The sequence below is a fragment of the Pontibacter anaerobius genome, from assembly GCF_026241195.1.
GTDB lineage: Bacteria > Bacteroidota > Bacteroidia > Cytophagales > Hymenobacteraceae > Pontibacter > Pontibacter anaerobius.
The window spans coordinates 366,907-378,528 of record NZ_JAPFQO010000001.1; the positions used below are offsets into that span (position 1 = coordinate 366,907).

Consider the following 11,622-nt stretch of genomic DNA (forward strand, 5'->3'; position numbering starts at 1 on the left):
TATTCATAAAATTCGGGTAAATAAAGTATAACTCTTAAACTTGAACTTCTCGTAAGTATAGGCTTGTGCCGAAGCAGGTGCAGCAGAAGTAAAACTATGGCAGCAGTAGAGAAATTGGGTGGTATGTTTCGGGCGTTAAGCTCGCGCAACTACAGGTTGTTTTTTGTGGGGCAGGGGATTTCGCTGATCGGCACCTGGATGCAGCAGATCGCGTTGAGCTGGCTGGTGTACCGCCTCACCGACTCTGTTTTCCTGCTGGGTGCCGTAACGTTTTCCAGCCAGATTCCCTCGTTTTTGCTGGGGCCTTTTGCCGGGGTGCTCGCCGATAAGTTTAACCGCCATAAAGTACTGATCGTAACGCAGGCGCTCTCGATGCTGCAGGCCTCCACACTGGCGGCGCTGGTGCTAACCGATACCATCCAGATCTGGCATGTGTTGGCGCTGAGTGCCGTGCTGGGCACGATTAACGGTTTCGATATTGCCACCCGGCAGGCTTTTGTGGTAGAGCTGATCGAGCGGCGGGAGGATATGAGCAACGCCATTGCCCTGAACTCTTCGCTCTTCAATATGGCCCGCCTGGTTGGGCCAACCATTGCCGGTTTGCTCATCGCGGTGGTAGGAGAGGGGATTTGCATCCTGATCAATGCCATCAGTTACATTGCCGTAATCGGGTCGCTGCTGATGCTGCGCCTGAAGCCTTTTGAGCGGGTGCGGCAGGAACGCAAAGTATGGGCTTCGCTGAAAGTTGGTTTTCAGTACGCTTTCGGCTTTCCGCCCATTCGGGCCTTGATCACGATCGTGGCGCTGCTGAGTTTATTCGGGATGCCGTTTACGGTGCTGCTGCCCGTGTTTGCCCGGGATATTCTGCAGGGCGGTGCCAATACCCTGGGTTACCTGATGGGGGCCTCTGGTTTTGGTGCCCTGAGCGGGGCGCTGTTCCTGGCACAAAGGAAGTCGGTGGTTGGCTTGGGCAAGGTGATCATCTTCACGATGTCGTTGTTCGGGCTGGCACTGATAGCCTTCTCCTTCTCCGAGGTTTTCCTGCTCTCATTAGCACTCATGCTCTTCAGCGGTTTTGGCATGATCGTGACCATGGCCTCCTGCAACACGCTGCTGCAAACGCTGGTGGATGATGACAAGCGGGGGCGCGTGATGAGCCTGTACGCCACGGCGTTTATGGGCATGGCCCCTTTGGGAAGTATGTTGGCTGGTTCGGTGGCGGAGCAGGTGGGGGTAGAGTACACTTTGGCCGGGTGCGGCTTCTTGTGTGCCATCAGTGTTGTGCCCTTTGCCATTAACCGGCCAAAGCTCCGCCGCATGGTACAGCCAATTTATGAGCGCCTCGGCATAGTGCCGGAGATTGCCACTGGCCTGCAATCGGCTGCGAGCATGACCTCGGCGCAGGAGGAGCAGTAGGTTGTTTATTGGTTGTTAGGAGGAAAAAAGAAAAGCCGGCTTTAGGGCCGGCTTTATACTTTTATGATGCAGAGGTTTTTCAGGTCGTCGGTTGCTGCTACCTTTCTACCATCCCTCTAACAACCAATAACCAAAACGTTACTTCTTCCTGATCTCCAGCCTCTCGCCAGCGCTTACCGAGAAATCCGGTTTGTTGTTCCATTCCATGATATCCTTAATGGTAACGTCATACTTGCGCGAAATCTGGTACATGCTTTCTCCTGCGGCAACAGTATGGTAAACAGTGCCGGAAGCTTTCGGGCTGGTTGGCTGTGCTGCAGCAGGTGCGGCAGGCGCTTTTACGCGCAGCTCCTGGCCCAGGCTAAGGGCGCTGCCCTGCAGGCTATTCCACTGGCGCAGTTGGTCTACCGGTACGTTATACTTCTTGGATATCTGGTACAGTGTTTCGCCGGCGTCTACGGTGTGGTAGGCGCTGCTGGTGCTTAGCATGGTGGCGGGTGTCTCGGCCGCGTCCTCTGTAAACGGCAACTCGGTGGGCTGCTGCAGCGGTTCGGCTATCAGCAACTCTTGCCCCAGCTTCAGTGGCGCATCGCTCAGGTTATTCCACGCTGTCAAATCATTTATACTTACGGCGTACATTCTGGAAATGCCCCAAAGCGTTTCGCCCTGCTTCACGATATGGGTGGTGGCGTTTGCCTTTGGTTGCTGTGCCGGGGCAGGTTCCTTTGCAGCAGCGGCAGGTGCTTTTACCGGTGCTGTTGTAGCTGTCGGTATTTCCACTGGCTCAGCTTCTTCTGTCACAAACGGGTCAACCTCCATGTCCGGAGCCGGCTCTAACTCCGGCTCTACCTCTGCAAATTCTTCCTCCTCTTGTACTTCTTCCTTTGCCTTAGTAGCAGCATTTTTAGTGGTGCCCGGGTATAAATTCGTGTTTGTTTTTGGCGGTGCCTGTGTAGACGGAGCTTCTGCTGCTGGTGCGACTTCTACCGCAGGAGTCTCCTCAAGCGTCTCCTCCTCGGCAACAGGTGACGTTTCCACTATGGGTTCTTCTCTCTCAGGTTGTGTGTTGCCTTTCAGCTTATCAAGCAAGCGGGTAAAGAAGTTATCTTTTTCAGGGGCTGATGGGGCTGCACTTGCCACCGGCTCATAGTTTTGCTTGGAAGCCGCGGCTACGTTCTGCTTGTTCGGGTCGCGTACTTCCACAGGGGTATGGGCAGGGCGGCGCTTCTGCAGCCACAGCACACGGCCAGGCACCGGCACCTCGTTGCGCTTCATGCGGTTTTTGAAGAGCATGTAGCTCAGGCGCATGCCATAGTGCTGCGAAATCATTTGCATCGTCTCTCCCGGCTGCACCACGTGGAACTCGGCATCGGCAGTGGTGCGCTTTGGCTCTATGTAATAGGCAGTGCCCGGTACAATCTTATCAAAGCTGTGCATGTCGTTATACTTCAGAAACCTTCTGGTGGAGATACCCGCCTGCAGTGCCAGCTTGTCTTTGGTGTCTTTCTCACGGGCCACCAGCGCGTTCAGGTTGTTGCGCTTCACCATGGCTGCTGATTTACTGGAGCTGTTCTGGCGAGGTAGAGCAGGGGTAGCTTCTTTGGCTGAGGCCACCAGGTTCACATCGCTGCCGTTGCGTACCGGTATCATCACGTAGTAATCCTTGTCAGAAGGGATGGAGTTGCCCAGTAGCCACTTGTTATACTTCTCCAGCTCACTGTAATCTGTTTTGGTGGCTACGGCAATCTCGGAGAGGCTCTGGCCCGGGTTGGCACGTAGCTCGCGCAGCGACACCGCCGGCGGGTTTGCTTTACCCACAAAGGCATCATAGGCCACCTTATGCGCCAGAAAAGTGAGGATATACTCGTTTGTTCTTTCCGTAATATCCATTTCACGGGCACCGTTATCTGACGGCTTGGTATAGGCCTTTGCGCCGGTGTAGCCCAGGTAGTACGACAGCAGTGAGTTAACCCAGTTATTATAGAAGCCGTTGCTGCGCTTAAAGTATTTGGCTGCGCCGCGGCTGGCTTCCACAATATGGCGGCGCTCGTCCACCATACGGTCCATGCGCAGGTTAAAGTCCAGGGCGGCCTCTCGCTTAAACTGCCAGTAGCCCACTGCGTTGGAGGTAGACACGGCATCGCCGATCAGGCCACTCTCCTGTAGGGCCAGGTACTTGTAGTCGTCCGGCACACCCTCCTCCTTAAACACGCGCTCTATTATCGGGAAGTAGGCATCGGCCAGGTCCACCTTCATCTGAAAGTATAACTTGCTGCGTTGCAAGGCGTCTACTTTTTTCTGTATCTCGGCCTGCGCCCTGTTGTTAAGCTTCAGGTGGATGTCGGCAAAATAGATGTTGTTAGGTACGGTTACGCCCTGTGCCAGCGCCAGCAAGGGCAAAAGCAGGAGAGCGAGGAAAGTGGGCAAAGATTTTCTCATGACGAGAGACGCTTAAGTTTGATTAACTGTGATACGGAGGCTCTACTTTCTGTTGAGTTAACTATAGATAAATGACTATATGTTAATGCGTTTAGAATAGAATATAGCTAATGCAAAATTAACGTAAAAAGCTTCGTATTCTAAAACGATACACCAACTTCCTGCATTATTTTTTTGAGTGCGAAAAGTATAAATTTTGACTCTAAAAATAAGGTGGATAGGCTAAGCTGCAGAAGTATAGGGGTTTAGGGGGAGGAGAAGAAAAAAGGAGAAGCTTTTGAGTGCCTCTCCTTAAAATATTATTTTTTTCTGGCGATCATCAGGCCGTCGCGCACGGGCAGCAGGATATTCTCCACGCGCTCATCCTCGTGCACATGCCGGTTAAAATCCATCACGGCCCTGGTGTCCTCGTCCAGCTTTTTGCGGTATTTCTCCAGCACTTTGCCGCTCCAGAGCACGTTATCGGCGATGATGTAGCCGCCGGGGCGCACTTTGTCTATCACCATCTCATAATAGCGGGTGTAGTTGATCTTATCGGCATCTATAAATACAAGATCGAAGGCGGCCTCTATAGTCGGCACGATCTCCAGCGCGTTGCCAATGTATAGCTTCATCTGCTCACCGTAGCCCGACTCATCAAAGTAGCCCCGCACGCGCTCCTCCAGCTCCTCGTTTATGTCAACCGTGTGCAGGGTGCCGCCCGGCTGCAGGCCCTCGGCCATGCACAGGGCAGAGTAGCCGGTGTAGGTGCCGATCTCCAGAATCTGCTTCGGCTGTATCATCTTGGAGTAAAGCGACAGTAAGCGCCCCTGCAGGTGCCCCGACAGCATGCGCGGCTTCATCACGCTCAGGTGCGTTTGGCGGTTTATCTTGTGCAGTAGCTCACTCTCCTGCGAAGTATGATCCTCAGAGTAGCGCAGCAGGTCTTCGTCTATAAATTCCATAGTTTTAATTGTTGGATGGCTGCATTGCTGGTTTTTAGTGATCTACAATTTAACAATGCAGCAATTTAGCCATTAACTCGGTACATAATTCAGGAAGCTCAGGTTCTCCTCGCGCAGCACATCGTTGGCAATCTCCAGAAGGTCTGAGGCTTCTATACTTTTGATCTTGTCGAAAATCTCGTTCAGCGACTCCACCTTACCCTGGTCCAGGATACTTTTGCCCAGGATCATCATCAGGCCGATGTTGCTCTCCTCGGCCATGGCCAGTTGGCCCATCAGCTGTTCTTTGGCAGTGTGCAGTTGCAGCGAGCCAAGTTGCTTCTCGCGCAGCTTCTTCAACTCCTTCAGCACCAGCGAGGTGGTGCGCTTCAGCTGCTTTTTCTCCGTGCCGAAGTAGATGCTCAGCAGACCCGTATCGATATAGGTGGCGTAGTTGGAGTCGATGGTATACACCAGCCCGTGCTTCTCGCGCACGGCCAGGTTCAGGCGCGAGTTCATGCCGGGGCCGCCCAGCAGGTTGTTCAGCATGAAGAACGGGATGCGGCGGTCATCGGCCAGGGCATAGGCCGGGCAACCGATTACGCAGTGCGCCTGCGAGATCGGTTTCTCAAGAGTTACGGCCTTTGGCGTATAGCCTGTAAACGGCACGCGCTCGCGGTGCTTCTTTATACTTGGGATGTGGCTCAGGTACTTCTCGGCCAGCTTCACCACCTTCTCGAAAGGCAGGTTGCTCACTGAGCAGAACACCAGGGCACCGGTGCTCAGGTTGCGCTCTATAAAACCCAGGAAGTCCTGCTTCTGAAAGCCAGACACGCTCTCTTTGGTGCCCAGGATGTTGTTGCCCAGTGCGTGCCCGTTAAACACCACCGCATCAAACTCATCCACGATGGCTTCCTCCGGCGTGTCGAGGTACATGGCCATCTCCTCCAAGATCACACCGCGCTCTTTCTCAATTTCTCTTTCTGGAAAGATAGAGTTGAAGGTAATGTCGGTTAGCAGTTCAAAGGATTTCTCGAAGTGCTTGTCCAGCACGGAGCTGTAGAAGCAGATTTTCTCCTTGGTGGTATAGGCATTGAGTTCGCCGCCCACAGTCTCCAGGCGGTTAAGGATGTGGAACGATTTGCGTTTTTGGGTGCCTTTAAAGGCCATGTGCTCCCAGAAATGGGCCAGGCCCTGCTCCTGCGGCAGCTCATCGCGGCTGCCAATGTCCATCATGAAGCCGCTATGGGCTATCTTGGTGTGCAGCACCTGCTTGTGTACAACTCTTATTCCGTTGGGTAAAGTATGGATATGATAATCAGGCATTCAATTCTAAAATTAGCCTGCAAAGGTACGGAAAAAGTACCGGAATTACCGGAGGAAAGGCTGGGTATTGCAGCGACAAAGTATAAATCCCTACCCTAAAAACAGGGCAGGGAGGATTAGCTATGCCAGGGTGGTTTATAAGTATAAACTTAGCTGCTTGGGCTGATCAGGGCCATCCCCCAACCCCCTTCGAAGGGGGACTTGGTAGAAGTTGCATCAGCTAAGGCTATCGAACCTGATCCCAGTCCTTGGGTTGAGCGCCTTCTAGATTTCTGGTGACGAGCGACAGCGAGGCATTGCGACAGCAAAGGAAATATAGACAGCGCGATGCCAAAGGACGAGCCCTCGCGGGCTTGAGCGAGCCAAAGCTAGAGTTGAAACGATAGGTATTTAAGACTGCGGATCAGCAGAGACTAGTAAAGATATCTTATTTCCGATTACAGGAAGCATCGGCTATAGAAGTATGACATAAGTATAAAAGCAGCTACTACGTGTGGCTCTACGAGCCAGTCTAGTTATAAACTCGACACCATTAAAAGGCACAAGTTGCAAACTCGCGCCAGCAATAAGTTAGTAGAATTAAGATGTCCGGAACAGCGAGTGTAACTGCGCCGCTGCTCGCTGAATATGCCGTTATAGCAAGAGAAAAGTGAAAGGTTTACCTGTTATCAGTATCTGAGGAGATTCTGCGGTAGATAAGCGCGCCGGCATCGTAAGCATCCATAGCAATGGTCAGAGTGTTGCCATCAGTTTCAATATACAACCGTAGAGAATCGTTTTGGTGTAGCTCGGCTTCGTCCTGGTAAAAGAAGATGAATGTGACTGGAGAATTCGTCAGCATCGAAACGCCCTCTTCCAGTTTATACTTTCCCACCTCTTTCTGGCCATCCCTGGTGCGCTCATAGGTGTTGCCTGTAAACTTGATAAGATTGCCATTCCCCGCGGGATGCTCTATTGTTCCGGTCCAACCGTTTGTAGTTGTTTTTAACTCCCATGTGCCGGATAGTTCACCTTCAGGATTGAAACATCCATCTTCTTTTTCGCATCCGGTCAGGGTAAGGAAAATCAGGAAAAGCAGCGGCAAGTATAGGTTCTTCATAAGGCAGAGCGTATCAATTATTGGGTCTACCTTACTGACCCCTCAGCCATGGCTATGGTTGCAAACGCGTCCTGATTTACTGCTTTTTCTCCCTTCCGCCCACATTAATCACAAAACCCACTGCAAAAACAGAGTAAGCCGCTGTCAGGGTGTCCCGGTTTTTCAGGCCGATGGTGGTGCCGCTGGTGTACTGCAGCTGTACCGACGGGTTCAGGGTAAGGCGGGTGTAAAAGATCGGCTCCAGGAAAATATTGTCCTCTTCCTCGCCCGGCACGTTGTTTACCGTGTAATCGTGCATGTTGAGGTAACTGGCGCGGAGGGCGGTGCCATAGTTTAACGGAAACTCCTTGCTAAACAGCCGTAGCGATTTTTTGCGTTTGGAGGTGAAGTTAACCTGTAAGAAATACTTATTGAAATTGGCTTCGTGGCGCTCATAGCTCATCTCGCCTGTTTCCTTGTCCTCCTCTTTCTCGGTGCGCTCGGAGCTGCCGCCGCCAAAGCCGCCGTAAATCTCCAGTATGCGGTTGTCTTCAGGACCGAACGTGGTGAAGTACCCGCCGGCCGCCTCCAGCAGGTTGTGGCGCATATCGCGCTTGCGGCGCTCGGTGCTCAGCATGGAACCGTTCAGCAGCACGCCAAAGTGATCCGACACGGCATAGGCGGTGTTAAACGTAATGTTGCCTTTGGGCGTAACGTGGCCACCAGCACTCAGTTCCCCTTTCTGGGTAAACATGGGCACGTTGGGTACGTTAGGCATGTAGGCAGAGGTGCCGCAACCAGCCAGCAGCAGGGGCAGGGCCAGCAGTAAAGTAAGCTGTTTTATACTTTTAAAAAGAGGGGGAGCGGTAAAGGGTGTATTCATAAAATGATATTCAGCACTGCAAAGTCTGCCAACTTAACCAAAGCCCGCTGCATTCACAAGAAGCTGACGATAGATTTAGTGAAATATTCAGATTAATGAGTTAGAAGCGGCTTCGGAGTATTGTATTTTTAAGTAAGGCCGGTTTGGTGTAGCTTTGTCTGTAGCATGAAGAAAATACTGATCATACAAACGGCTTTTCTGGGCGATGTGGTTCTGGCGACGGCGCTGGTGGAGAAGCTGCATACCTATTACCCGGAGGCGCAGCTTGATTTCCTGCTGCGCAAAGGCAACGAGGGACTGCTGAAGGACCACCCGCTGCTGCGCCGGGTACTGATCTGGAACAAGCAGGAAGACAAGTATAAAAGCCTGATGGGGCTGCTCTCGCAGATCCGCGCCGAGAAGTATGACCTGGTGGTGAACGTGCAGCGCTTCGGGGCCACCGGCTTTCTCACAGCTTTTTCAGGTGCCAAAGAGACTGTAGGCTTTGAGAAGAATCCATTTTCAAGGCTCTTTACCCGCCGTTACGTGCACGATGTGAAATCCGGCACGCACGAGGTGGAGCGCAACAACATGCTCATCCAAAGTATAACCAACGCCATACCTGCGAAACCAAAATTATACCCAAGCCAGGTTGATTTTGCCAAGGTAGAGCACCTGAAGCCGGAGCCGTTTATCTGCATGGCGCCAACCTCGGTGTGGTTTACCAAGCAGTACCCGCAGGAGCAATGGGTACAGCTCCTCAACAGCCTCGACCCCAAGTATAAAGTATACCTGCTGGGCTCACCGGCCGACAAGCAGCACTGCGACGAGATCATCATCCAAAGTATAAACCAGCGCGTGGAGAACCTGTGCGGACAGCTGAACCTGCTGCAGTCGGCGGCCCTGATGCGCGATGCGGTGCTCAACTACGTGAATGACTCCGGCCCGATGCACCTGGCCTCCGCCCTGAATGCCCCCACCTGCGCCATCTACTGCTCCACGGTACCGCGCTTCGGCTTTGGCCCGCTGGCCGATTTTGCCGAGGTGGTGGAGCGCGAGGAGCCGCTCTACTGCCGCCCCTGCGGCCTGCACGGCTACAAAGCATGCCCCGAAGGACATTTTAAGTGCGCCCGCGAAATCAGGAATGAGCAGCTGCTGGAGGTGTTGCGGGTGAGAGAGGTTGGGAGTTAGAGGGTTTGGGAGTGGGAGTAACTGCCGATATAAAAAGAGTACTTTTAACTACAGTAGCCTGCTTTTTACTGACAGCAATTGCTTTTCGAGTAAATAACCAAGATCAAGTACCACTCATCAGTCCCTTCTTATTTACATTAGTTATTGTACTGGCCAATCTCGATCAAGTAAGGGTAAATAAATTAAAAGCTATTGGATTAGGGCTGATGCTAACCTTGCCTGTGTTTTTAGTTTCGGTATTAGCTGGAGTCGGACTTACACAAATGTTAAAGGGGGCGCAGGCAGGAATGGTTATTAGTTCAGCAATGTCGGGGGCGCTCATGTTTTTGGTCAATAGTTTATTCTTTAACATGAGGAGTTTTAAGGCTGGTCTGGCAATAACAGCGGTTTTAGGGGCCATAGCTCCATTTGTTGCTCGGTTTGTTGAACTATACTTGCCTGGTATAAATTCTTCAGCGGGGTTCATAGAAGATCCTGGTCTATTCTTCATCTGTTGGCAAACATTGGTGGGGTTGGGTATAAGTATAGGAATTTGGGTAGGAGTAGACCAGAAGAAACTGAAATAAACATGAGAGGTAGATTACATGCTGTAATTGCTTTAAGCGTAAACCTGTTCTTGATAGGATGGATGATTTTATCCTCATGGAGTGGAAATGATAAAGCTATTTTATTTGTGATCTTTTACTACCCCTTGCTGATCCTACTCAATTCATCAGTCTGGCTTATCCTAAAATCAAAGTATAGAGAAGCAGCTAACCTCTATAGATTTAGCACACTTAGCTTGATTTTACTTTTCCTGCCGGTGTTAGTCTTTGCGACTTTATTTTGATGTAGACTTTAGCCCCCATACACTACACTTGCCCCACCTACAGTTTTATACTATATTAGAAGTATAAACTATACAGCCTACACAAAATAAGACTATATGAAATACGAGCCAATCGGGCAGGAACTTTTCATAAACCACCGCCACAGCTTCTGTAAGCAGCTCAAACCCGCGTCCATCGCCATCTTCCACTCCAACGATGTAATGCCCACCAACGCCGACGGCACCATGGCATTCAAGCAAAACAGCGACATCTTTTATCTAACCGGGGTGGACCAGGAGGAAAGTATACTTTTGCTCTTCCCGGACTGCAAAGATGAGCGCATGCAGGAGATATTGTTTGTGCGCGAAACCAACGATCATATTTTAACCTGGGAGGGCTACAAACTCACAAAAGAGCAGGCACGAGAGGTATCGGGCATCCACACTGTTTACTGGACGCACCAGTTTGAGCAGGTGCTGCACCTGCTGGCCTTCGAGGCCGAGCGCCTGTACCTGAACACCAACGAGCACCTGCGCGCCGTGGTGGAGGTGGAGACCCGCGATGCCCGCTTTATCAAGAAGATAAAAGAGCAGTTCCCGCTGCACAAGTATGAGCGTAGTGCCCCCATCATGCACCAACTTCGGGCCATTAAGTCGGAGCGGGAGGTGGAACTGCTGCAGCAGGCCTGCGACATCACCGATAAGGCTTTCCGAAGGCTGCTGGGCTTTATCAAGCCGGGCGTGATGGAGTATGAAATTGAGGCGGAGCTGTACCACGAGTTTCTGCGAAACCGCTCCAAGGGGCCGGCCTACGAGCCTATTATTGCATCCGGTGCCAACGCCTGCATCCTGCACTACACCGACAATAGCCGCGAGTGCAAAGACGGCGACCTGGTGCTGATGGACTTCGGGGCCGAGTACGCCAACTATGCCGCCGACATGACCCGCACCGTGCCGGTAAACGGTAAATTCACCAAGCGCCAGCGCGAAGTATACGACTCGGTGCTGACCGTGATGAAAACGGCTATACAAATTCTGGTGCCCGGCAATACCCTGGGCCAGTACCATAAGTTTGTGGGCACTCTTATGGAGAACGAGCTGATTAAACTAGGCCTGCTGAATGAGAACGATGTGCGCAACCAGGACTCTGACAAACCGCTGTACAAAAAGTACTTTATGCATGGCACGTCACACCACCTTGGGCTGGATGTGCATGATGTAGGCAATAAGTACAGGCCGTTTGAGGCAGGTATGGTGTTCACTTGCGAGCCCGGCATCTACATCCGGGAGGAAGGCATTGGCATACGCCTGGAAAATGATATCCTGATCACCCATAATGGGCCGAAAGACCTGATGCAGGCTATTCCGCTGGAAGCCGATGATATTGAGCGGCTGATGCAGAAAACGACATAAAGTTGCATAACCCTAGCAAGGTTAGATACAAAAAAGGCTGCCGGTTTTTGCCGACAGCCTTTTTTGTTGTGCTTACTCTAAAAATCGGGCGCTTGCATCAAAATATTTTCAAGTATACAACCTTGCACGGTTGTTTCAGTTTGAAGTAATAAGTGTATACCGCCCA

9 protein-coding genes are annotated in these 11,622 nt (G+C 51.7%); 4 read left to right on the top strand and 5 right to left on the bottom strand.

Annotation, left to right across the window (positions count from 1 at the left end):
• Positions 1-96 precede the first annotated feature (96 nt).
• Positions 97-1,416, top strand: a complete 1,320-nt coding sequence (locus tag OO017_RS01745) for an MFS transporter (protein ID WP_266050709.1) — start codon at positions 97-99, stop codon at positions 1,414-1,416.
• Positions 1,417-1,554: 138 nt separating this feature from the next.
• Here OO017_RS01745 and OO017_RS01750 read toward each other — a convergent pair whose 3' ends face one another.
• The 5 genes from OO017_RS01750 to OO017_RS01770 all read right to left on the bottom strand — a co-directional run bounded on the left by OO017_RS01750 (position 1,555) and on the right by OO017_RS01770 (position 8,065).
• Positions 1,555-3,855 carry a LysM peptidoglycan-binding domain-containing protein gene (locus OO017_RS01750; RefSeq protein WP_266050710.1) on the bottom strand — a complete coding sequence of 767 codons (2,301 nt, stop codon included), beginning with the start codon at positions 3,853-3,855 and terminating at the stop codon, positions 1,555-1,557.
• A 299-nt stretch (positions 3,856-4,154) separates the two neighbouring features.
• On the bottom strand, positions 4,155-4,799 hold the full coding sequence (locus OO017_RS01755) for an O-methyltransferase (RefSeq protein ID WP_266050711.1): 645 nt from the start codon (positions 4,797-4,799) through the stop codon (positions 4,155-4,157).
• Between the two features lie 72 nt (positions 4,800-4,871).
• Positions 4,872-6,104 carry a M16 family metallopeptidase gene (locus tag OO017_RS01760; RefSeq protein WP_266050712.1) on the bottom strand — a complete coding sequence of 411 codons (1,233 nt, stop codon included), beginning with the start codon at positions 6,102-6,104 and terminating at the stop codon, positions 4,872-4,874.
• A gap of 658 nt (positions 6,105-6,762) precedes the next feature.
• Complete coding sequence (locus OO017_RS01765) at positions 6,763-7,203, bottom strand: hypothetical protein (RefSeq protein ID WP_266050713.1); 441 nt, start codon at positions 7,201-7,203, stop codon at positions 6,763-6,765.
• Between the two features lie 76 nt (positions 7,204-7,279).
• Positions 7,280-8,065, bottom strand: coding sequence for a hypothetical protein (locus OO017_RS01770; RefSeq protein WP_266050714.1), 786 nt, complete (start codon positions 8,063-8,065; stop codon positions 7,280-7,282).
• Positions 8,066-8,230: 165 nt separating this feature from the next.
• Between OO017_RS01770 and OO017_RS01775 the strand changes: the two genes are divergently transcribed.
• From OO017_RS01775 to OO017_RS01785, 3 genes are all read left to right on the top strand, one after another.
• Complete coding sequence (locus tag OO017_RS01775) at positions 8,231-9,235, top strand: glycosyltransferase family 9 protein (RefSeq protein WP_266050715.1); 1,005 nt, start codon at positions 8,231-8,233, stop codon at positions 9,233-9,235.
• Positions 9,236-9,246: 11 nt separating this feature from the next.
• Positions 9,247-9,801, top strand: coding sequence for a hypothetical protein (locus tag OO017_RS01780; protein ID WP_266050716.1), 555 nt, complete (start codon positions 9,247-9,249; stop codon positions 9,799-9,801).
• A 359-nt stretch (positions 9,802-10,160) separates the two neighbouring features.
• Positions 10,161-11,456: an aminopeptidase P N-terminal domain-containing protein gene (locus tag OO017_RS01785; RefSeq protein ID WP_266050717.1), complete on the top strand. Its 1,296-nt coding sequence runs from the start codon at positions 10,161-10,163 to the stop codon at positions 11,454-11,456.
• Positions 11,457-11,622 lie beyond the last annotated feature (166 nt).

Bases quoted from the DNA above. Each gene is read 5' to 3' on its own strand.
- OO017_RS01760 (WP_266050712.1), bottom strand. From the start codon at position 6,104: ATGCCTGATTATCATATCCATACTTTACCCAACGGAATAAGAGTTGTA.
- OO017_RS01770 (WP_266050714.1), bottom strand. From the start codon at position 8,065: ATGAATACACCCTTTACCGCTCCCCCTCTTTTTAAAAGTATAAAACAG.
- OO017_RS01745 (WP_266050709.1), top strand. From the start codon at position 97: ATGGCAGCAGTAGAGAAATTGGGTGGTATGTTTCGGGCGTTAAGCTCG.
- OO017_RS01785 (WP_266050717.1), top strand. From the start codon at position 10,161: ATGAAATACGAGCCAATCGGGCAGGAACTTTTCATAAACCACCGCCAC.
- OO017_RS01750 (WP_266050710.1), bottom strand. From the start codon at position 3,855: ATGAGAAAATCTTTGCCCACTTTCCTCGCTCTCCTGCTTTTGCCCTTG.
- OO017_RS01775 (WP_266050715.1), top strand. From the start codon at position 8,231: ATGAAGAAAATACTGATCATACAAACGGCTTTTCTGGGCGATGTGGTT.
- OO017_RS01755 (WP_266050711.1), bottom strand. From the start codon at position 4,799: ATGGAATTTATAGACGAAGACCTGCTGCGCTACTCTGAGGATCATACT.
- OO017_RS01765 (WP_266050713.1), bottom strand. From the start codon at position 7,203: ATGAAGAACCTATACTTGCCGCTGCTTTTCCTGATTTTCCTTACCCTG.